This window comes from Lysobacter sp. Root983, assembly GCF_001429345.1.
In the GTDB taxonomy this organism is placed as follows: Bacteria; Pseudomonadota; Gammaproteobacteria; order Xanthomonadales; family Xanthomonadaceae; genus Lysobacter.
Genome location: NZ_LMJO01000020.1, coordinates 27,500 through 46,606, shown reverse-complemented (window position 1 = coordinate 46,606; position 19,107 = coordinate 27,500). Strand labels below are relative to the sequence as shown.

The 19,107-nt window shown below is 68.0% G+C and carries 20 protein-coding genes; 13 read left to right on the top strand and 7 right to left on the bottom strand.

Going from position 1 to position 19,107, the window contains the following annotated elements; all coding sequences use genetic code 11:
- Nucleotides 1-205: 205 nt before the first annotated feature.
- On the top strand, nt 206-1,198 hold the full coding sequence (locus tag ASE43_RS20055; protein WP_235568840.1) for a GGDEF domain-containing protein: 993 nt from the start codon (nt 206-208) through the stop codon (nt 1,196-1,198).
- 34 nt (nt 1,199-1,232) lie between these two features.
- Nucleotides 1,233-3,869, top strand: coding sequence for a putative peptide modification system cyclase (locus ASE43_RS20050; protein ID WP_057161702.1), 2,637 nt, complete (start codon nt 1,233-1,235; stop codon nt 3,867-3,869).
- Here the strand turns inward: ASE43_RS20050 and ASE43_RS20045 are convergent.
- Nucleotides 3,821-4,147 carry an NHLP-related RiPP peptide gene (locus tag ASE43_RS20045; protein ID WP_056176927.1) on the bottom strand — a complete coding sequence of 109 codons (327 nt, stop codon included), beginning with the start codon at nt 4,145-4,147 and terminating at the stop codon, nt 3,821-3,823. The genes ASE43_RS20050 and ASE43_RS20045 overlap by 49 nt on opposite strands.
- A gap of 112 nt (nt 4,148-4,259) precedes the next feature.
- Between ASE43_RS20045 and ASE43_RS20040 the strand changes: the two genes are divergently transcribed.
- The 6 genes from ASE43_RS20040 to ASE43_RS20015 all read left to right on the top strand — a co-directional run bounded on the left by ASE43_RS20040 (nt 4,260) and on the right by ASE43_RS20015 (nt 9,395).
- Nucleotides 4,260-5,426, top strand: a complete 1,167-nt coding sequence (locus ASE43_RS20040; protein WP_057161701.1) for a putative peptide maturation dehydrogenase — start codon at nt 4,260-4,262, stop codon at nt 5,424-5,426.
- A gap of 366 nt (nt 5,427-5,792) precedes the next feature.
- The gene (locus ASE43_RS20035) at nt 5,793-6,239 is read left to right on the top strand and encodes a hypothetical protein (RefSeq protein WP_056176921.1); all 447 of its coding nucleotides are present in this window, start codon (nt 5,793-5,795) and stop codon (nt 6,237-6,239) included.
- Nucleotides 6,240-6,471: 232 nt separating this feature from the next.
- Nucleotides 6,472-6,939 (top strand): hypothetical protein, encoded by a 468-nt coding sequence (locus ASE43_RS20030; RefSeq protein ID WP_157489602.1) that lies wholly within the window; start codon nt 6,472-6,474, stop codon nt 6,937-6,939.
- Between the two features lie 222 nt (nt 6,940-7,161).
- Complete coding sequence (locus tag ASE43_RS20025; RefSeq protein ID WP_056176915.1) at nt 7,162-7,557, top strand: hypothetical protein; 396 nt, start codon at nt 7,162-7,164, stop codon at nt 7,555-7,557.
- A gap of 212 nt (nt 7,558-7,769) precedes the next feature.
- Nucleotides 7,770-8,222: a hypothetical protein gene (locus ASE43_RS20020; RefSeq protein WP_157489600.1), complete on the top strand. Its 453-nt coding sequence runs from the start codon at nt 7,770-7,772 to the stop codon at nt 8,220-8,222.
- Nucleotides 8,223-8,621: 399 nt separating this feature from the next.
- Nucleotides 8,622-9,395 (top strand): transporter, encoded by a 774-nt coding sequence (locus tag ASE43_RS20015; RefSeq protein WP_057161698.1) that lies wholly within the window; start codon nt 8,622-8,624, stop codon nt 9,393-9,395.
- A 105-nt stretch (nt 9,396-9,500) separates the two neighbouring features.
- Here the strand turns inward: ASE43_RS20015 and ASE43_RS20010 are convergent, their stop codons facing one another.
- Genes ASE43_RS20010 through ASE43_RS20000 form a run of 3 tightly spaced genes read right to left on the bottom strand, consistent with a single transcriptional unit; the run spans nt 9,501 to nt 11,060 of the window.
- The gene (locus tag ASE43_RS20010) at nt 9,501-10,283 is read right to left on the bottom strand and encodes an SDR family NAD(P)-dependent oxidoreductase (protein WP_057161697.1); all 783 of its coding nucleotides are present in this window, start codon (nt 10,281-10,283) and stop codon (nt 9,501-9,503) included.
- On the bottom strand, nt 10,280-10,708 hold the full coding sequence (locus ASE43_RS20005; RefSeq protein ID WP_082607408.1) for a VOC family protein: 429 nt from the start codon (nt 10,706-10,708) through the stop codon (nt 10,280-10,282). The genes ASE43_RS20010 and ASE43_RS20005 overlap by 4 nt, the downstream gene beginning before the upstream one ends.
- The gene (locus ASE43_RS20000) at nt 10,701-11,060 is read right to left on the bottom strand and encodes a hypothetical protein (protein ID WP_057161695.1); all 360 of its coding nucleotides are present in this window, start codon (nt 11,058-11,060) and stop codon (nt 10,701-10,703) included. Before ASE43_RS20000 ends, ASE43_RS20005 begins: the two co-directional genes overlap by 8 nt.
- Before the next feature lie 115 nt (nt 11,061-11,175).
- Here ASE43_RS20000 and ASE43_RS19995 point away from each other — a divergent pair, with 115 nt between their 5' ends.
- Together ASE43_RS19995 and ASE43_RS21430 are read left to right on the top strand one after the other, a co-directional pair.
- Nucleotides 11,176-11,805: a TetR/AcrR family transcriptional regulator gene (locus tag ASE43_RS19995; RefSeq protein ID WP_057161694.1), complete on the top strand. Its 630-nt coding sequence runs from the start codon at nt 11,176-11,178 to the stop codon at nt 11,803-11,805.
- Between the two features lie 91 nt (nt 11,806-11,896).
- Nucleotides 11,897-13,291 (top strand): ATP-binding protein, encoded by a 1,395-nt coding sequence (locus ASE43_RS21430; RefSeq protein WP_162258818.1) that lies wholly within the window; start codon nt 11,897-11,899, stop codon nt 13,289-13,291.
- Between the two features lie 276 nt (nt 13,292-13,567).
- On the opposite strand, the gene ASE43_RS19985 is transcribed toward ASE43_RS21430, so the two are convergent.
- Both ASE43_RS19985 and ASE43_RS19980 read right to left on the bottom strand, forming a co-directional pair.
- On the bottom strand, nt 13,568-15,082 hold the full coding sequence (locus ASE43_RS19985; RefSeq protein WP_057161692.1) for a YifB family Mg chelatase-like AAA ATPase: 1,515 nt from the start codon (nt 15,080-15,082) through the stop codon (nt 13,568-13,570).
- A gap of 10 nt (nt 15,083-15,092) precedes the next feature.
- Nucleotides 15,093-15,359: an accessory factor UbiK family protein gene (locus ASE43_RS19980; protein WP_056176850.1), complete on the bottom strand. Its 267-nt coding sequence runs from the start codon at nt 15,357-15,359 to the stop codon at nt 15,093-15,095.
- Nucleotides 15,360-15,635: 276 nt separating this feature from the next.
- Between ASE43_RS19980 and ASE43_RS19975 the strand changes: the two genes are divergently transcribed.
- Nucleotides 15,636-15,974 carry a P-II family nitrogen regulator gene (locus ASE43_RS19975; RefSeq protein WP_056176848.1) on the top strand — a complete coding sequence of 113 codons (339 nt, stop codon included), beginning with the start codon at nt 15,636-15,638 and terminating at the stop codon, nt 15,972-15,974.
- 62 nt (nt 15,975-16,036) lie between these two features.
- Here ASE43_RS19975 and ASE43_RS19970 read toward each other — a convergent pair whose 3' ends face one another.
- Nucleotides 16,037-16,981 carry a LysR family transcriptional regulator gene (locus ASE43_RS19970; protein WP_057161691.1) on the bottom strand — a complete coding sequence of 315 codons (945 nt, stop codon included), beginning with the start codon at nt 16,979-16,981 and terminating at the stop codon, nt 16,037-16,039.
- Between the two features lie 178 nt (nt 16,982-17,159).
- Between ASE43_RS19970 and ASE43_RS19965 the strand changes: the two genes are divergently transcribed.
- Together ASE43_RS19965 and ASE43_RS19960 are read left to right on the top strand one after the other, a co-directional pair.
- Nucleotides 17,160-18,167, top strand: coding sequence for a YeiH family protein (locus ASE43_RS19965; protein WP_157500133.1), 1,008 nt, complete (start codon nt 17,160-17,162; stop codon nt 18,165-18,167).
- A gap of 231 nt (nt 18,168-18,398) precedes the next feature.
- Nucleotides 18,399-18,968 carry a hypothetical protein gene (locus ASE43_RS19960; RefSeq protein WP_057161689.1) on the top strand — a complete coding sequence of 190 codons (570 nt, stop codon included), beginning with the start codon at nt 18,399-18,401 and terminating at the stop codon, nt 18,966-18,968.
- Nucleotides 18,969-19,107: the final 139 nt, after the last annotated feature.

Below are 19,107 nucleotides of genomic sequence, written 5' to 3'. Positions count from 1 at the left end.
CTACTCGATGGGCACGGTGGCCCGCGCCCCGCCCGACCGGCGGCGCGCGCGATGACCGACTTCCCCTGGCCAGGACGTTTGCTGTTCAGGTGAGGTGCTATCCTGCCTCTCCAGCCTCTGAAGGAGCCGGGGATCCGGGGGTCGTGGGATGAATCGCGATGGTGCTGCGCCGACCATGACGGGCGGTCAGTTCAATTCGGATCCGATGCCGGCGCCTAACGAAGCGGCGACGGCAGCGCTTAGCCAAGCGGAATTCGAACTGTTCGCCGAACTGGGCCGCCCGCGTCACGTCGAGGCCGGCCAGGTGCTGTTCCGTCGCGGCGAACTGGGCACCACCATGTTCGTGGTCGCGCGCGGCGCGATCGATCTCGACTTCGGCGACGACCTGGTCACCAAGCGCCTCGGCCCGCGCGAATTCTTCGGCGAACTCGGCCTGCTGATCGGCGATCACGCGCGCAGCGCCGACGCCATCGTCGCCGGCCCCGGCCTGTTGATCGAACTGCGTCACGAGGAATTCCAGCGCCTGGTCGACCGCAACGCCGGTCTGGTCTGCCATTTCCTGCGCCGCGCGATCATGCGCGTGGTGCTCAACGAGCAGGGCCTGATCCGGCGCCTGCGCCGTCGCAACCAGGATCTCGAGGCCGCCCTCGACAGCCTGTACGCGACCACTCACCAACTCAACCAGACCGAAGAGCTGGTCCGCACCGACGAGCTCACCGGCCTGTACAACCGCCGCGGCCTCACCCTGCACCTGCAGGAAGCGCGCGCGCTGGGCATGCCGCAGACCCTGGGCCTGGTGCTGGTGGACTGCGACCGCTTCAAGCAGGTCAACGACGACCACGGCCACCTGGCCGGCGATCGCGTACTGCAGAGCGTGGCCAACATCATGCGTTCGGTGGCCGGCCCCGACGACATCGCCTGCCGCCTGGGCGGCGACGAATTCTGCCTGCTGGTCTCGGCCGGGCACGCCCACGACGTGATGCGTTTCGCCGAGTTCATCGTGGCCACCACCCAGAACCTGATGTTGATGCCGCAGTCGCCGCCGACCATCTGTCCGGTCAGCGTCGGCGCCTGCATGGTCGACCCGCGCGCGGATTGGAACGACTGGTACGCGCGCGCCGACGAAGCGCTGTATCAAGCCAAACGCAAGGGCGGCAACCGCGTGCATTGGCAAGACGCGGCCCTGGAACCGGTCTGACCGGCGCACGCGAACGAACAAGGATGCCGTCGCGATGAATGATGCCCACCGCCCTCACCCGGAAGCGCCGCAGCTGCGCACCCTGCTGCTGACCGACCTGTGCGATTCGACCACCCTGGTCGAACGCCTCGGCGACGGCCCCGCGGCGGAACTGTTCCGCGAACACGACCGCCTGGTGCTGCAGCTGCAGCAGCAATGGCGCGGTCGCCTGATCGACCGTTCCGACGGCCTGTTGCTGTTGTTCGAACGCCCGATCGACGGCCTGGGTTTCGCATTGGATTACGAGCGCGGCCTGCGCGAGATCGGACGCGAGCGCAAGCAGACCCTGCTCGCGCGCGCCGGCCTGCACGTGGGCGAGGTGCTGACCTGGCGCAACAGCGACGAGGCGGTCAAGGTCGGCGCCAAGCCGCTGGAAGTCGAAGGCCTGGCCAAGCCCATGGCCGGGCGCCTGATGGCGATGGCGCGCCCCGGCCAGATCCTGCTGTCGGCGGTGGCCGAACCGCTGGCGCACCGCGCCGCGCGCGAGCTGGGCGAACGCGGCCAGCAGCTGTTGTGGAAGTCCTACGGTCGCTGGCGCTTCAAGGGCGTGCCCGATTCGCAGGAGATCTACGAAGTCGGCGAGCCCGGCATCGCGCCGCTGCGCGCGCCGCCGAACTCGCCCAAGGCCTGGCGCGACGTGCCGCTGTGGCGGCGCCCGGCCGCGCTCGCGGCCGAGGTCGCGGTATTGGCCGCGATCGGCGTGGGCGTGTGGTTCGTGACCAAGCCGCAGCCGGCGATCGCCTTCAACGAGCGCGACTGGGTGGTGGTGGGCGACCTGCGCAACCTCACCGGCCAGAGCGTGCTCGACGATTCGCTGGAGCAGGCATTCCGGATCAGTCTGGAGCAGTCGCGCTACGTCAACGTGCTGTCCGACCTCAAGGCGCGCGACACCCTGGCGCGCATGCAGCGCAAGTCCGACACCTTCCTCGATCGTTCGGTCGCCTCCGAGATCGCGCTGCGCGACGGCGCGCGCGCGGTGATCCTGCCGACGGTGGCCGAAGTCGGCGGCCGCGTGCGGGTGAGCGCCGAGGTGGTCGATCCGCACACCCAGACCACGGTCTACGCCGAGTCCGTCGACGGCGTCGGCGCCGGCTCGGCGCTGTCCTCGATCGATCAGGTCACCGCCAGCTTGCGCAACAAGTTGGGCGAGGCGCTGAAGTCGATCGACAACGACTCCGCGCCGTTGCCGCAGGTGACCACCAAGAATCTCGACGCCCTGCGCGCCTACGCGCTGGGCACCAAGGCCTACGCCAAGCGCCAGTTCCCGGAAGCGCTGCAGTACTTCCAGCGCGCGTTGGAGCTGGACCCGAACTTCGCCCTCGCCCACATGGGCGTGATGCGCGTGTATGTGAGCAACGCCGACAACGCGGCCGCCCAGCCCTCGCTCAAGCGCGCGCTGGCCCTGCGCGAGCACCTGCCCGCGCGCGACGCCTTGTACCTGGACGCCTGGGCGGCCGAATTCGGCCCGCAGCCCTCGCGCCGCGCCGCGCCCAAGTGGAAGCTGCTGGCCGGCCTGTATCCGGACTACTACGCCGGCCAGAGCCGCTTGGCCTGGTTCGATTTCACGTCCGGCCGCTACGACGCCGCACTGCGCGGCGCGCAGGCGTTCGCCGCGCCGCAGAACGCCCTGCGCGACATCGCCATGGAGCTCAAGGGCCGCGTCTACCTGGCCCAGGAGCGGCCGGCGCAGGCGCTGGAAAGCTTCAAGCAGGCCGAAACCGCCGGCCAATATCCGCCTACCCGCCGCCACGCCGCCGCGCTGGCGACCCTGCGCCGCTATCCCGAGGCCGAGAAGGTCCTGGCCGCGCTGCCCGCCAACGACCGCAGCCTGGGCGCGCTGGTCAACGAGTTCGAACGCATCTCGATTCCGCTGGACCAAGGCCGCCTCGGCGACGCCCAGCGCAGCGCCGACCGCGCCGCCGCGGCCGCGCGCGACGCCAACCCGCTGTTGCGCTATCCGTTCGCGATCGCCGACTACTGGACCGATCTGCTGCGCGATCCCCAATCGGTGCCGCCGGCCAAGATCGCCGCGCTCGCCGATGCGATCGTCGCCGACGCCGCCAACCCGGCCGGCCAGGCCGACCGCGACGATCTATTGGTGATGGCCCTGGCCGCGGTGCGGCTGGGCCAGCGCAGCGGCGACCGCGCGATCGGCGAGCGCCTGCTGCCGAAGTTGAGCGCAATGGCCGAGGAGTCCGGCCATGCCGGCGCGATCAAGTTGCTGAGCGTGGCCAAGGCCGAACAGCTGCGGCTGTCCGGCAAGCCCGCCGAGGCGGTCGCGCTGCTGTCGCGCGAAGTCGACGGCAGCGAGCCGTTCCAGTTGCGCGTCGCCTTGCGCGACGCGCTGCGCGACGCCGGCAAGGCCGAGGAAGCGCTGAAGCAGGACCGCTGGCTGGCCGCGCACCGCGGCCTGGCCTATATCGAACCGTTGGGCGGTCAGGCCCTGCAGGCGATGAGCGTGGCCGACGCCAGCCTGGCGCCGCTGGACGCGGCCGAACGCCTGGTCGGTCTCGGTCGCCCGGACGAAGCGCGACGGGAAGCCGAAGCCTTCCGCCGCGCCTGGGCGAGCGAGACCTTGCCGCCTTACTTGATGCGCAGGCTGGACGCGACGCTGCCCGCTTCGAAGCAGTGAACCACCGTGTGGGTGTCCTGCGACGTCAGGTAGCTGCGCAGCTCGTCCCGCGAGGCCTGGATTTCTTCCTTGGGGGCGATATTCGCCACCATCATGCAGCTCGTGTCCGATAGCGCGGCCTTGGTCTGTGCGGGCGCCAGCCCAACCCGGCCCAGCGCGGCGGCTGGATCCTGAACGAACAGTTCGCGGAAATGATCGTCGTTGCCGAGCTTGTCGAGCAGCTTGTCGGCGACCTTCGGATCCAGAGGCGGATGCCCCTTGGTGTTGTCGTTGCCCATCGGTACTCCCCCTAGCAGAGCCTGTTGCGGCCCCGATAGGCGACGAATCTATCCTTGTCCCACGTACGGGACAACCTCAAACTCCGTAAAAAATGCGGCGCGGGAGCTGAATATGCGGGTGCGGCGATGCGCGGTGGTGTTTCTGGAACCGCGCGAGGAGATCGGCTTCGATCTGCGATCCCTGCTCAGCGGCGGCGCCGGAGTGCGGCGCCGCCGACGTTGGCTGGCCCTGGCGGCGCATCTGGAGGGCGAAGTCGAGATCGACGCCGACGAGCGCGAATTGCTGGGCGGCGTCAGTCCGGGCGAGTGGAGTTCGGCCGAGACGCTGGCCGCGGCGCCGGCCGACGCGCTGGCGCGTTTGCTCGAGGTCGGCCTGCTGATCGACGAGGACGCGGCCGATGGCGCGCACCGCGCGCGCGATCAGGCCGTGCGCGATGGCCATTGGTGGCCGGCGTCGGCGCTGCTGCATCGGCAGGCGCGCTGGGACGGCGTGGACGGCGTCGCCGACATGGAGGCCAAGGACATGACCACCGTGTCCGGCCTGCTCGACAAACTCGGCGCGCCGCCGCCGCCGGTGCACGAACGGGTCGCGCCGCAGTCGCGCATCGCCTTGCCGGAAATCGCGCCCGACGCGTTCGACGCCTTGCTCGCGCGTCGCGCCACCTGCCGAAATTTCGATCGTGAACGGCCGTTGCCGCAGGTCCTGTTCGCGCACATGTTGCAACGCACGTTCGCCGCCCAGGCCCAGCTGCGCACCCACGACGACGCGGTGTTCCTGAAAAAGCACACGCCCTCGGCCGGCGGCCTGCACCCCACCGAGGCCTATCTGGTCGTGCAAAACGTCGAGGACGTGACGCCCGGGCTGTATCACTACCACCCGGTCGCGCACGCGCTGGAGCCCTTGCCGGCGCCGGACGAAGCGCTGTCGGCATTCGCCTTGCGCGCGCTCGCCGGCCAGCACTGGTTCGCCGATGCGCACGCGCTGGCGGTGCTGACGCCGCGGTACGCGCGCTGCTTCTGGAAGTACCGCCACCACGCCAAGGCCTACCGCGCGCTGGTGCTGGACAGCGGCCACCTCTCGCAGACCCTGTACCTGAGCGCGACCGAGCTGGGCCTGGGCGCGTTCGTGACCTGCGCGATCAACGAGGTCGACATCGAGCGCGCGTTCGGCCTGGACCCGCTGCAGGAAGGTCCGCTGGCGGTCTGCGGCTTCGGCTGGCGCGCGGCCGAACGGCGCACCGCCGAGTTCGACCCGGGCGGGGCGGTCTGGCCGTCCTAGCGGGGATGGCTGGCGCTGCCCGAGGGCTCCTCAGGGGCGTGGCCGACGCCGGTGGATCCTGAATGCGGGCCAGGTCGGGCCGGTCGTTTCCTGGCCCGGCCCACGCAGCGGCGCCTGCCTGCCGGCCACGGTTCGGCGCAGGTCGGGCACGGTTGATCGCATCGGCGTGGCGCCCAGGGGGCGCCGGTCCTGCGCCTCGGGCGCCGATGTCCTTAGCGCTAAGCCCATGACGATATTAGGTTTTAGTCGGAATCGGCATGCCCGATCCGACGATGCGCCGGCGTTCGATTAAGGTTGAAGCTCACATTTTGCGCGCGTAACGTCGGTCGCTCGCAATCCAGCTATCCGTACCCCAGGAGTCGAGCCATGAAGTTCCGTGTTTGGGCCTTGTCGCTGTTGCTGATGGCCCCGGTCGCGTTCGCGTCGGTCGATCGCGGCGTGCTGCAGTTCGAATCGATCCGTTCCCAGCAGACCGAAATCCGCACCGCGGTCCAGGCCGGCAACGGCCGTTACAAGGACATGTCGGTGGGCACCCGCGGCGAATTGCTGGCCAAGCAGGATCACCTGTTCCAGCTGATGCAGGGCAAGCAGTCGACCCAGGACCTCAACGAAGACCAGAAGACGGACGTCTTCAACACCCTGGAATGGATCGAGGCGGCCATCAACAAGGCCGACGACGAGCGCATGATCTGCGAGCGCCGCCCGGTGCTGGGCAGCACCCGCAAGGAGCGCGTGTGCAAGACCGCCGGCCAGATGCGCGCCGAGCGCGAAGCCACCCGCGATCGCTTGGATAATCGCGAAGTGCGGCAGTAGAGCCTGTAACGAGTAACGAGTGGCCAGCCACTGGTTGCTCGTTACTGACAACTCGTTACTCGCGACTGGTACCCGGTCCGTAGTGGCGCAGCGCTAGCGCCGGGACAGGTCTGCCCGATCGGGGCCTGGCGGGCCGGGGCTGCGCGCGAACGGCGCCAGACCATCGACCGCCGCCGTCGGCATCGCTAAAGTGGGCGCAGCCCGGCTGTGGGCACCGACTTCGGGGACGGCGATGCGTGCATTGGCCAGTTGGACCTTACTGTGGGCGGCGTCCACCGCCGTCGCCGGCGAGCAGGCGCAGTCGCCTCCGCCGCTGCCGATCCTGGCGATCGTGGAGCAGCAAAAGCAGATCCGCGCCGACGACGTCGCCCGCCGCGGCCGCTACGGCCAGCTGCCCTTGGCGACCCGCGCCGAACTATTGTCCAAGCAGGTCGAGATCCTGAGCCTGGTGGAAGACAAGGCCAGCACGGCCGATCTCAGCCGGCGCGAGCAGGTGGAAGTGTTCAATCGCCTGGAATGGATCGAAGCCGCCGTCAACGACACCGAAGAAGAGCGCATGATCTGCCGGCTCGAGCGAACCCTGGGCAGCAATCGCATGGTGCGCACCTGCCGCACGGTGGCCGACGAGCGCAAGGCAAAGGAAAGCGCGAACCGCAACCTGGATCGGCGCCCGCGTCAGGTCGGCGGCCAGGAAATCTGAAGCGGACCTGGGGCGACGGGCGAGCGCTCCGGCGTCCCGTGTCTGCCCGATTCTTGTGCGTTCACTCCACTGTTTTTACGTAAATATTGCCAATCGACAGCGGCTGGTAAGCCCGCTAGCGTGATTCGTTCCGAATAACCGGGTGCGCGGGGAGCGAAGTTCATGCGTGGTTTGATTTTTGCGGCGGTATTACTGGCGTCCACGGCTGCGGCCGCGAGTGACGTGGCGCCCCGTCCTCCGTTGGCGATCTCGGCCATCACCGCTCAGCAAAAGCAGATCCACGACGACGTGATCGCCCAGCGCGGGCGCTACAAGGACATGCCGGCGAGCACCCGCAGCGAGCTGTTGTCCAAGCAGGCCGAAGTCCTGGCCATGATCGAAGGCAAGAACAGCTCCGGCGACCTGAGCCAGGAACAGCAGGTTCAGGTGTTCAACCGCCTGGAGTGGATCGAAGCCGCGATCAACAACGCCGAGGACGAGCGCATGGTCTGCAAGCGCGAGAAAACCATCGGCAGCACCCGCATTACCCGGGTCTGCCGGACCGTGGCGCAAGAGCGCGAGGCCCGCGAGGCCGCTCGCGACGAGCTGGACCGGGCCGACGTTCAGAATCGGCGTTGATGCCGACTGCGTGCAGGCGGGCCTGGCGCCTCCTGCACGTCTCTCCCGGGGCCGAATAGAGCGGCCCCAACCGGTGCGGCTACGCGCATATTCGACTCGGCGCATAACTGAAAAAATGTGCCTGTAGGCAGTCGACACGGCAGATTCGGCAAAGTATGTTCGGTGGCCCCGAAAGCCCACGGACCGAACCCATGTCGATGAAGAAAGCAATGATGGCCCTCATCCTAGGCGGCTTGCTGGCGGCGCCGCTGGCGTTCGCTTCGGTCGACCGCAACGTGCTGCAGGTCGAGTCCATTCGCAGCCAGCAGGCCGAGATCCGCAGCGGCGTCGAAGCGCGCACCGGCCGCTACAAGGACCTCTCCGCCGACACCCGTTCGCAACTGCTGAACAAGCAGGGCGAAGTGCTGCGCCTGCTCGACGGCAAGCAATCCACCAACGATCTCAACGAAGCGCAGAAGACCGAAGTCTTCAATGCGCTGGAGTGGATCGAAGCGGCGATCAACCAGACCGACGACGAGCGCATGGTCTGCGAGCGCCGCCCGATCCTGGGCAGCACGCGCAAGGAGCGCGTCTGCAAGACCGTCGCGCAGATGCGCGAGGAGCGCGATGCCGCGCGCAATCGCATGGATGCCCGCGGCGCCTGCGCGGACTGCAAGAGCAACTGAACTCAGGCGCGCACGCAGCTTGAACGGGCGGCCGCTGGCCGCCCGTTTTCTTTGCGGATCCGCCGGCCTGTGCGCAGGGCGATGATGGTCGCGCTCGACCGCGGTGGGCGCCGATGTGGCGTGGCTCTGGCGAAGGTGGGGACGGGGAGCCCGGCCCTGTCCGCATTACGGCGGACGGATGAGGGCGCAGTCCCGCCTGCGATCGACAGGGCGGCGCTTGCGCCGATGGCTAGCGCATCCGCTCGCGCTGCGTAGGCGCTAACGGTGTGGCGCTCGATGCTCCGATAGGCGGCCTGATACACGCCTGTTTCGTTGCGATCTTCAGGATAGGCCCGGTGGCGGTCGGTGCCGCGGGTGCTATAAGGGCAACATCCGCTACGACTTGGTCATCGAGCCGCGATGAAGCGCTTCGACCTCATGCTGGCCAGCGCTTGGTGCCTCCTGGGCCTCGCCGTCGCTGCGCCGGTCCGGGCCGACGATGCGCCCGGCTTCGACCGCCCGGGCATCGCCTTCGGAACCGATACCCTGCCGCGCGGCGGCATCGCCTGGGAACAGGGATTGCCCGACGCCAGCTGGGACAACAGCGAGGGGGTGCGCACGCGTACCTGGGTCGCCGACACGTTGCTGCGTTTCGGGCTGGCCGAAACCATCGAACTGCAATTGGGTGCGGACAGCTACGGCGGCGTGCGTCGGCGCGGCCTCGGTGCGCGCACCAGCCAACACGGCGGTGGCGATGGCCGGCTCGGCCTGAAATGGGTGCCCAGCACAGGCGGCGATGCCTTTTCCGTAGGCGTGCTGGCGACCGCGTCGCTGCCTGTCGGCCAAGCCCCTGTGGGCGATGGCGGCCATGTTTACGATTTGGGCATCACCGCGGCGTGGGACCTGCGGAACGATCGCAGCGTCGCTTTGTACCTGGACCGCAGTTGGGGCGACGGCGGTGGCTGGCTGTTCTCGCCGAGTTATGGGTTCAAGGTGTCCGGACGGGTCGCCGGCTATGTCGAAGCCGGCATCGGTAGCGGCGCCCAGCGCCAGCGCGTGGCGGGCGGTGGCCTGACCTGGGCGGCGACGCCACGCTTGCAGTTCGACGTGTCGTTCCTGCGCGGACTGGATGCGGATAGCGTCGATTGGCAGGCGGGCGTGGGAATGGCGCTGTATTTCGCGCCGAGGCGTTGAATCCCGGCGCTCCGATCGAGCGCGCCATCGATCGCCGATGCGCGTCGCGACGATGGGATGCGCGACCGCGCGATTCGGCTCGAGATCGCGCGCGGTATTGTCGGTTCACAACATCACGCGCCCGCCGGCCACGTCCAACACCACGCCGGTGATCCAGGACGAGGCGTCCGACAGCAGGAACAACGCAGCCGAGGCGATGTCCTCCGGCTCGCCCAAGCGGCCCAGCGGAAAGCCGGCGCGCATGTCCCGCTGGCGCTCGGCCGGGATGGTGTTGCGGGTGCGCTCGGTCAACACCGCCGAGGGCGAAATGCAATTCACCCGGATCCCTTGCGGGCCGAGCTCGTGCGCGAGATGGCGGCTGAGCATGACGACGCCGGCTTTGGCCGCGCCGTAACCCGCCGGCGCGCCGGAAGCGATGCGGCCGCCGGCCGAGGCCATGGTCAGGACCGCGCCGCTGCCGCGTTCTAGCATGCCGGGCAGGAAGCTCTTGACGGTGAAGAAGGTCGAGCTGAGGTTGTGGTCCAGGCTGGAGCGCCAGTCCTGTTCGCTGATGTCCTGTACCGGCATCGGCCGCCCGCTGCCGCCGCCGGCGAACGCGAGCAGATAGTCCGGTGCGCCGGCTTCGGCGACGATGCGGTCGCGCAAGCGTTCTAGCTCCGCCAACTGCGAGCAGTCGGCGGGCGCGCCGATCGCCGTGCCGCCGGCCGCGCGTATCGATGCCACCACCGCCTCGATCGCGGCAACGTCGCGGCCGTTGATATAGACCCGCACGCCTTGGCGCGCGAGCGCGTGGCAGGTGGCCGCGCCGATGCCGCGCGAACCGCCGGTGACCACGGCGAGCTTGCCGTGCAGGTCCGGATAGCGGGCCTCGTTCTCGTGCGCGGTCATGCCTGCGCTCCCGCAGCGGACGCCGCTTCGGTGTAGCAACGCAGCTCCAGGTTGTGTCCGTCCGGATCGTAGAAATACAAGGAGCGCGCCCATCCGCGCGCGCCATGGGCCAGCGCGTCGGCGTTGCCGTCGCGCGCGAAGGGCGCGCCGCCGTAGGCCAGGCCGCGCTCGCGCAGACGCGCCAGCACTTGGTCGAAACCGCGCCGATCGAAGGCGAAGGCCAGGTGCTGGCGCTCCGGCGCGGACTGCTGCAGCAGGTCGACGATGCAGTGGGCGTTGATCCGGATTGCGCAGGACGCGTTGCGGTCGCGCTCGAAGCCGAGCACTTCGCGATAGAAGCGCAGCGATGTCTGGGTATCGGCGACGCGCAGGATCAAATGATCGAGCAGCGGTGCTGAGCTGTCGTTGGCTGCGGTCTCAGACATAGCGGGCCACCGCCATGCACAGCGCCGCGACAGCCAGCAGGCCCGCGGCCACGCGCTGGCCACGTAGCGCACGCCCGCCGCGCAGCAAACCGAACTGGATCAGTGCGGCGATCAGCGCCGCCGCCGCGCCGGTCGCCAGCACGTGCTCGGCCCTGCCGTCGCCGCCGCGATGCAGCAAGGCCCATAGCGCGATCCCGCTGAGGATGGCCGCCGTCGCGGCCGCCATCTGCGGCCTGCGCAGGGCGTCCAGGCCCAATCCACCACTGCGACTCAAGGCGAACGTGGTGCCGGCCCAGAAGAGGCTGGACAGCACATGCAAGGCGACGGCGACGACGACGAATGCGAGGCTCATGGGGGATTCCTGCGACGGTTCGAATATTAACTGTACATATTGTATAGTTAATAAACAAGCTGCCGTGCCCGCACCTTCTGGGGCAGGATGCGGGCTGACCGTCCCTGCTTCGCCCATGAAACCGGACAGCCCCGAACCGCCGCGCCCGTACCACAGCCCCCAGCGAGCCGCCGCCGCCGCGCAGAAACGCGAACGCGTGGTCGCCGCCGCGCGCGACTTGCTGGCCGGCGACGAGGGTCTGGGCGGCTTCTCGCTGGAGGCGGTGGCCAAGCGCGCCGGCGTGACCCGCCTGACCGTCTATCACCAGTTCGGCTCGCGTCGCGCCCTGCTCGAAGCGGTGTTCGACGACCTCGCCGTGAGCGGCGGTCTGCAGCGCATCGCCGCGGCCATGGCAATGCCGGACCCGCAGGCCGCGCTGGCCCAGGTGGTGCTGGTGTTCTGCGAGTTCTTCGTCGACGGACGCACGGTGATGGCCCCCTTGCTGGCCGCGGCCGCGAGCGATCCCGAGCTCAAGCAAGGATTGAGCGAGCGCAACCAACGCCGCCGCCGCGTGTTGCGCGTGCTGGTCGAGCGCATGGACGTGCGCGCCGGCGCGGCCGACGATCTGGTCGACGTGCTGTGGGCGCTGACCGGCGCTGCGTTCCTGATCGAGCTCGCCGCGGGCGGACGCGGCACACAAGCGGTGGCCGCCCTGGCGCAGGCTTTGGCGGCGGATGCCGTGCAACGAGCGTCGCGGCAGCCCTAACGAGTCGCGTCTGCTTGAAAATCCGCCCTGTGTCTCCTCCAATGAGAATCGTGAGTGTCAGGATCGGAGGGCGTCCAAATGGAGAAGCCATATGGAATCAAACTTTAGTCCGTTCTCTAAGCCATTAGAGGAAGTGGCAGCTGATGATCTTGCAGTACTGCGGTCTGTCCATGAGGGATGGTACGTCGAGTACAAGGAGGCTGTTCCGAACCCTCCTTCTATCGCAAAGTCCGTGTCGGCATTCGCAAATACATACGGCGGATTTCTCTTTTACGGAATCAAAGAGAAATCAAGGGACGACACCGTCGCTGGTGAGTTCATCGGAATTGCAACCACCGACCTCGAGCCGATGCGCGATCGGATTCGTCAGGCAATATGCGCGCACTCTGCACCAGAGCCTCACTTCGATGTAAAGACATGGTCGGGACCCAGTGAGGCTCTAGGGTTAGCAGATGATCGCTCAATCATATGCATTCATGTTCCAAGAAGCAGCAGAGCTCCACATGTACACAAGAGCGGAGTGATCTATCGTCGGGTTGCGGACTCCTCCGAGCCAACATCAGAAAATGATCGCTATGCACTGGGTGAGCTGTTCAAACGCTCGGACAAGCTGCTAGAGACTTACAAGAAATGGTATGAGGCTGATCCACATTTTCATTACGAGGTCGAGAGAGCTAGCCCCTATCTACGTTTGCTGATCACTTTCGATCCGTGGCGCGAAAGAAGGCCTTGGTTACAGCTAGCAGCCCCGGAAGTACGCAAGATATTCAATCCGGACAGTAAACGTGTGACTTTGCCGTTTGACACAGTCCACTCGATGAGAGGAGGGTTCCTTGCTCGACAGACGGCGGGCAATGGTCTGGACTCCCTAACCCTGACATGGGCGTTGAGACGCGATTTGACAAGTGAGGTCTTGGTTCCGATCCCGTGGGTTCGCGCAGATAGCGGAGAGGAATTGGAGATAGATCTCGCGGGATACGAGCAGGAAGGGCGTTTCGTTAATGCCTTAAAAAATGGGAAGTATCACTCCCTTACCGTGCTCGATCTCAATCAGTTGTACCCAATCTTCACCGGAATATTCGAAACGCTAGAGCGTCTGGCGGTGGTTGCCGATTGGAAGTACGGATTGTCGGCTACGTTCAAGATTTTGAACGCTGAGCGGTCATGTCCATTTCTCGACATCGCTCATGTGATGGATGGATACGAACGGTATGGCATCCCTGTGGCGTTCAACTTCATGTCAACGCTTAGGGATCCTCATCATCCAGACCACTTCATAGAGTTCAAGCCAAAGGGTGAGAATGGCGATGAGCTTTTCCCGGAGATTCAGGCGGCGGTTCTGATGGTCTACCTAGCTAGAAGCTTGGGTATCCCGATGTGGGAAGACGATACAGGCACCGATCCTGATTTGAATCTACTTGAAGAGCTGCATCATGCGGGCGTTCGGAGTATGGAGGCTCAGTCACTGAGGAGTCGAAGCAGATAAATCGTGTTCCTCGATATTCGTGCGCGGTGATTCCTGGTGCGACTGATCTGCGATCGGAAGACACGAGCCATGTAGGGTGGCGCCCGGGTGGTGGCGCGGTAGGGTCCCAGATTTTGTAGCCCAGCGACCGCGATCCGGCGCAGTCATCGCAAGAGACGGCAACGTCGCAAAATTTGTACCGCGGACGACATTTCATGGCTGCATATGCGTCATCGGCACTTTCCTAATCTGGCTGCACACTGCGCTCCGGGTCGATGATCCGACGATCGAGGTGCGCTAGGCAGCTTGCATCGCCGACCCACGCTCCGCGCGACGGTAGCCGATCGCCTCGGTGAGGTGCGCGCTGTGGATGCGCGGGCTGCCGGCCAGGTCGGCGATGGTGCGCGCCACGCGCAGGATGCGGTGGGCCGAGCGTGCCGACAGTTGCAGGCTTTCCACCGCGCGCTCGAGCAGGTTGTAGTCGCGATCCTCCAGGCGGCAGGTGGCCGAGGTTTCGGCCTGGGTCAGTTGCGCGTTGACCTTGCCGGCGCGACTGCGCTGCAGTTCGCGCGCGTGGGCGACGCGGGCGCGCACCTCGGCGCTGGATTCGCTGGGCGGGGCGTCGGCGCGCAGCTCGGTGGGCATCAGGCGCGGCACTTCGATGTGCAGGTCGATCCGGTCCAGCATCGGCCCTGACACGCGTGCGCGATAGCGACGGATCGCGTCGATGCCGCAATGGCAGCGGCCGCTGCGATCGCCGGCCCAACCGCAGGGGCAGGGGTTCATGGCGGCGACCAGTTGGAAGCGCGCGGGGAATTCGCTGCTGCGCGCGGCGCGCGAGATCGTGACCACGCCCGACTCCAGCGGCTCGCGCAGCACTTCCAGCGCGCGCCGGTCCCATTCGGGCAGTTCGTCCAGGAACAGCACGCCTTGATGCGCGAGCGAGATCTCGCCCGGACGCGGTTCGGCGCCGCCGCCGACCAGGGCGACCGCGCTGGCGGTGTGGTGAGGCGAGCGGAACGGGCGTTCGCGCCAGCGCGCCGGGTCCAGGCCGCGTCCGCTGACCGAGGCGATGGCCGCCGCTTCCAGCGCCTCGTCTTCGTCGGCGTCCGGCAGCAGGCCGGACAGGCGCGAGGCCAGCAGGGTCTTGCCGCTGCCGGGCGGACCGATCAGCAGCAGGTGGTGGCCGCCGGCGGCGGCGATCTCCAGCGCGCGGCGCGCCTGGCTCTGGCCGCGCACGTCGGCCAGGTCCGGTCCGGGTGTGCGCGTGGCGGCCACCGCGACCGCGGCCGGTAGCGCCTTGCGCGCCGACAGCATGGCGCAGACCTCCAGCAGGGTGCGCGCGGTCATGGCCTCGACCCGGCTGGCCAGCGCGGCCTCGGCGCCGTTGTCGGCGGGCACCACCAGCTTGCGTCCGGCGTCGGCGGCGGCCAGCGCGGCCGGCAGCACGCCGTCGACCGCGCGCAACTCGCCGGTCAGGCCCAGCTCGCCCAGGAATTCGTACTCGCCCAGCCCCTCCAGGGGAATCTGCCCGCTGGCGGCGAGGATGCCCAAGGCGATCGCCAGGTCGTAGCGACCGCCGTCCTTGGGCAGGTCGGCCGGAGCCAGATTGACGGTGATGCGGCGCGCCGGGAATTCGAACTGCGCGCACTGGATCGCCGCGCGCACGCGGTCCTTGGCCTCGCGCACCGCCGCCTCGGGCAGGCCGACGATGGACATCGCGGGCAGGCCGCCGGCGAGGTGGACCTCGACCCGTACCGCGGGCGCACGCACGCCCGTACGCGCACGGCTGTGCGCGATCGCCAGATTCATGGGGGAGGACTCAGTGCTGGGGCGGTGCGGATTGACCCAGCTGGGCTTCCAGCTCGGCCACGGTGCGCTGCAGTTCGTCCAGCTTCTCGCGCGTGCGCAGCAGGACCGCGCGCTGCACTTCGAACTCCTCGCGCGTGACCAGATCGAGCTTGGCCAGCCCGCTCTGCAGCACGGCCTTGAAGTTCTGCTGGATTTCCTCGCGGCCGTCGCGCACGCCCGGCGGCAGCAGCGAGCCGAGGCGGCGGGCGAGGTCGTCGATATGGTTCAGGTCGATCATCGGGGTCGGGACTCAATCCGGGGGACGTGGCCAGCATGGCCTCGTGGCCGGGACGGCGCCGTCGGTGCGGGCCGCGCCGCGCTGTCAGAAAAATCCGACATTGCGGTGAGGCATTACACCACGGCGGCAGACGCGGGCGCGAGGTAGCCCATCCTCGGGTGCGCCCAGGCGAAGGCCGCGTGAACGCCGCCGGGATAGGGCCGCAGCCTGCGGCTCGGCTATGCTGCCGCCCAGACGAGGCGCGCCAAGTGCGCGGATAGGAACCGGAGAGCGACGATGAAGATGGTCATGGCGGTGATCAAGCCGTTCAAACTGGACGACGTGCGCGAGGCCCTGGCCGAAGCGGGCGTGGCCGGCATCACCGCCACCGAGGTCAAGGGCTTCGGCCGCCAGAAGGGTCACACCGAGCTCTACCGCGGCGCCGAATATGTGGTCGACTTCCTGCCCAAGATCAAGCTCGAGGTCGCGGTGACCGACGAGCAGGTCGACGGCGTGGTCGAGGCGATCATGAAGGCGGCCGGCACCGGCAAGATCGGCGATGGCAAGATCTTCGTCTGGGATCTGGAGCGCGCGGTGCGCATCCGCACCGGCGAAATGGACGGCGACGCCTTGTAAGGCGGCTCGCGTTTGCGGATGCCGCGCGTCGAATGACGCAGGCGCCATCGGCCGCCGTGCATCTATCGTGCGCCCGGCTTGCGCCGACCCGATCGTGCCGCGATCGCTTGCGCATCCAGCGCCAGAAACGCGCGCAAAGCCGGCGCCTGCGGGCGATTGACCAGCTCCAGCCGATACAGCGGACGGGTGGCGTCGGCGCGGCCGATCGGCGCGATCGCGCGCAGGCGGCCCATCGCCAGCAGGTCGGCGACCACGGGCTCCGGCAGCAAGGCGATGCCCGCGCCGGCCGCGACCGCGCGCGCGATGGCCTCGTTGCTGCCGACTTCGATGCTGCGCGCGGGCGCGAAGCCCTGCGCCTCGAACCAGGCCTGCGCGGCCTGGCGCGTGCCCGAACCGGGCTCGCGCAGCAGCCAGGTCTGGGCGGCCAGCGCCGCCGCGCCTGCGCGCTGGCCCAGTCCGGGCGTGGCTTCGGCGTCCGCGGACGCGACCACGCGCAGAGGTTCGGTGCGCCATAGCGTGGCCGCCACACGCGCATCCTCGACTTCGCCCTCGACATAGCCCACATCGATGCGGCAGTCGATCAGCGCGCGACTGATCTCGTCGGTGTTGCCGACCACCAGTTCCAACTCCAATGCCGGGTGCCGGCGCACGAAGGCGGCGAGGCTGCGCGGCAGCCAGTACGCGGCCACCGTGGTGCTGGCACCGATGCGCAGCCGGCCCTGACGCAGTTCGAGGCGATCGCGCACGTCCTCGCTGGCGGCGCGTTCCAGGGCGAAGATCGCGCGCGCATGCTCGAACACGGCGCGGCCGTGTTCGGTCAGCACCACGCCGCGCTGGGCCTTGCCGTCGCCGCCGCCGCGTTCCAGCAGCGGCAGGCCGAGTTGATGCTCCAGTTCGCGCACCGCCTTGGACACCGCCGACTGGCTCACGAACAGCAGCTCGGCCGCGCGCGAGTAGTTCTGGGTCTCGACCACGGTCAGGAAACTGCGCAGCAGGTGCAGGTTCATAGTATGAGTTCAGCTCATCGATTATCGAATTATATGCATTGGACGCTAGCATCGTGCGGGCCTAAGGTGGCGTCGATTTAGCCAGGCGCCCGGCGCCGGAGTGTTCTGTTCCGTGTCGTCCGCCTACGAAACCGCTGCCCCGTCCCCCGTCGTGGAGGCATCGGCGCCGCGACCGGCGATGCGCTGGGTTCCGGGCCTGGCGCTGGCCGCGGCGCTGGCGGCCTTGGCCTGGGGCCTGGCCGAATGGGCGCCCATGCGCGAGCTCGGCTTGAGCCCGCTGACCCTGGCGATCGTGCTCGGCATCGCGGTAGGCAACACCGGTTTCGCGCGTATCGCCGCGGTCGCCGGTCCCGGCGTGGACCTGTGCCGCAGCCGGCTGCTGCGGCTGGGGATCGTGTTGTACGGGTTCCGGGTCGGCTTCCACGATCTGGCCGCGGTCGGCGTCGCCGGCCTGGCGGTGGATGCGGTGGTGGTGGCGTCGGTGTTCGCCGCAGCGGTGTGGCTGGGCACGCGCTGGCTGAAGCTGGACCGCGAGACGGCGATGTTGATCGGCGCGGGCAGTGCGATCTGCGGCGCGGCGGCGGTGATGGCGACCGAGCCGGTGCTGCGCGCCCGCGCGCATCAGGTGTCGGTGGCGGTAGCCACGGTGGTGGTGTTCGGCACCCTTGGCATGTTCGTCTACCCATGGCTGTACCCGTACCTGGGCTTGAGCGAGCACGCCTACGGCGTTTACGTGGGCTCGACCGTGCACGAAGTGGCGCAAGTGGTGGTGGCCGGCCGCGCGATCGGTGAGACCGCCGCGGCCACGGCGGTGATCGAGAAAATGCTGCGGGTGATGCTGCTGGCGCCGTTCCTGTTGCTGCTGTCGGCGCGCATGGCCGGCCGCGGCGGCGACGGCGCGCGCGCCAAGCTCGCCCTGCCCTGGTTCGCGCTCGCCTTCATCGCAGTCAGCGGCCTGCACTCGCTGCTGCCGCTGCCGCCGGCCTGGGTGGCGGCGATCGTGCAGCTGGATACCGCGTTGTTGGCGATGGCGATGGCCGCGCTGGGTCTGCGCACGCAGATCGGCGCGATCCGCCAGGCGGGGGCCAAGCCGCTGGTGTTGGCGGCGGTATTGTTCGCGCTGCTGACGGTGGGCGGGTATGCGCTCAACCTTGCGGCGATGCGCTTGATCGGTGGCGGCGGATAAGTCCGCGCGTAGTACTGCAGCGCTGATTCGCCGGAGGATCCGGCGCAGTTGCGCCCGGCGGTAATCGAGCAGTTCGCCACCGGCCACATTCCTGCGCGCGAGGAGTTCATTTTGTATCTGCGCTGCGCGATGGTGATGACAAAATCCGCGTGGTGATAGAGTCGGCTCATGCGTCGGCCGTGCGTCAGGCCGTTTGCGCACCGCTCGTCCGGACATTCCCAGGGATACGCGATGTCGAAGCCACCGGTGGCCTATGCGATGACCGCTGCGCGGTGGCTTGCACTCGCGATGCTGAGCGCCGCCCTGCCGGCATTGGCCTGTACGCCGGCGCCGCCGCTGAGCGGCGTGGCGGCTCGCGAGGCCAAGCAAGTGTTCGTGTTCCAGCTGACGGCATCGCGGCTGGCTGCGCCTCCCGAAGAGGTGGAGGGAACGGTGTACGGCGAGATCCGTGTGCTGAAGGTCTTGCGTGGAAACGCGGCCATCTCTCCGAAGATGCGTTTCTACACCGGCGTATGCGCCGGCACCCGCCTGGACACCGGTCACTACTACGTCGCGTTCGTGCCCGACGCCCGGCCGGGTCGGTGGGCCAGCCAAGGCTCGGTGATCCATCTGGGGGCTTCGCCGCCCCTGGAGGGCGACGCTGACATGGCTGAAGTACGCAAGGTCTTGGATGGGCGTATTGCGCTTGAGCACACCTCGCTAATCGCAGGCCGCGATTTCGTCGCCAGTGGATGGCCGCCGCCGCCACCGCTACCGCTACCGAGAAAGGCAGCGAAACCCATCAAGCCACGTATGAAGTGAGCTTAGCGCTTTGAAGGAAAGCCCCGCATCGCCGCGGGCTTCGTTCTAGTGCGCTCATGCCGGGCGGGCAATCGCGCTAATCACTCACTTGCTACACATCTTGTGTGCCATCGATTTTTCGATGCCGGAATGTGTGATT

Excerpts from the sequence above, each read along its gene's own strand:
- ASE43_RS20055 (WP_235568840.1), top strand. The coding sequence starts at position 206 with ATGCCGGCGCCTAACGAAGCGGCGACGGCAGCGCTTAGCCAAGCGGAA.
- ASE43_RS20050 (WP_057161702.1), top strand. The coding sequence starts at position 1,233 with ATGAATGATGCCCACCGCCCTCACCCGGAAGCGCCGCAGCTGCGCACC.
- ASE43_RS20045 (WP_056176927.1), bottom strand. The coding sequence starts at position 4,147 with ATGGGCAACGACAACACCAAGGGGCATCCGCCTCTGGATCCGAAGGTC.
- ASE43_RS20040 (WP_057161701.1), top strand. The coding sequence starts at position 4,260 with ATGCGGGTGCGGCGATGCGCGGTGGTGTTTCTGGAACCGCGCGAGGAG.
- ASE43_RS20035 (WP_056176921.1), top strand. The coding sequence starts at position 5,793 with ATGAAGTTCCGTGTTTGGGCCTTGTCGCTGTTGCTGATGGCCCCGGTC.
- ASE43_RS20030 (WP_157489602.1), top strand. The coding sequence starts at position 6,472 with ATGCGTGCATTGGCCAGTTGGACCTTACTGTGGGCGGCGTCCACCGCC.
- ASE43_RS20020 (WP_157489600.1), top strand. The coding sequence starts at position 7,770 with ATGGCCCTCATCCTAGGCGGCTTGCTGGCGGCGCCGCTGGCGTTCGCT.
- ASE43_RS20015 (WP_057161698.1), top strand. The coding sequence starts at position 8,622 with ATGAAGCGCTTCGACCTCATGCTGGCCAGCGCTTGGTGCCTCCTGGGC.
- ASE43_RS20010 (WP_057161697.1), bottom strand. The coding sequence starts at position 10,283 with ATGACCGCGCACGAGAACGAGGCCCGCTATCCGGACCTGCACGGCAAG.
- ASE43_RS20005 (WP_082607408.1), bottom strand. The coding sequence starts at position 10,708 with ATGTCTGAGACCGCAGCCAACGACAGCTCAGCACCGCTGCTCGATCAT.
- ASE43_RS20000 (WP_057161695.1), bottom strand. The coding sequence starts at position 11,060 with ATGAGCCTCGCATTCGTCGTCGTCGCCGTCGCCTTGCATGTGCTGTCC.
- ASE43_RS19995 (WP_057161694.1), top strand. The coding sequence starts at position 11,176 with ATGAAACCGGACAGCCCCGAACCGCCGCGCCCGTACCACAGCCCCCAG.
- ASE43_RS21430 (WP_162258818.1), top strand. The coding sequence starts at position 11,897 with ATGGAATCAAACTTTAGTCCGTTCTCTAAGCCATTAGAGGAAGTGGCA.
- ASE43_RS19985 (WP_057161692.1), bottom strand. The coding sequence starts at position 15,082 with ATGAATCTGGCGATCGCGCACAGCCGTGCGCGTACGGGCGTGCGTGCG.
- ASE43_RS19980 (WP_056176850.1), bottom strand. The coding sequence starts at position 15,359 with ATGATCGACCTGAACCATATCGACGACCTCGCCCGCCGCCTCGGCTCG.
- ASE43_RS19975 (WP_056176848.1), top strand. The coding sequence starts at position 15,636 with ATGAAGATGGTCATGGCGGTGATCAAGCCGTTCAAACTGGACGACGTG.
- ASE43_RS19970 (WP_057161691.1), bottom strand. The coding sequence starts at position 16,981 with ATGAACCTGCACCTGCTGCGCAGTTTCCTGACCGTGGTCGAGACCCAG.
- ASE43_RS19965 (WP_157500133.1), top strand. The coding sequence starts at position 17,160 with ATGCGCTGGGTTCCGGGCCTGGCGCTGGCCGCGGCGCTGGCGGCCTTG.
- ASE43_RS19960 (WP_057161689.1), top strand. The coding sequence starts at position 18,399 with ATGTCGAAGCCACCGGTGGCCTATGCGATGACCGCTGCGCGGTGGCTT.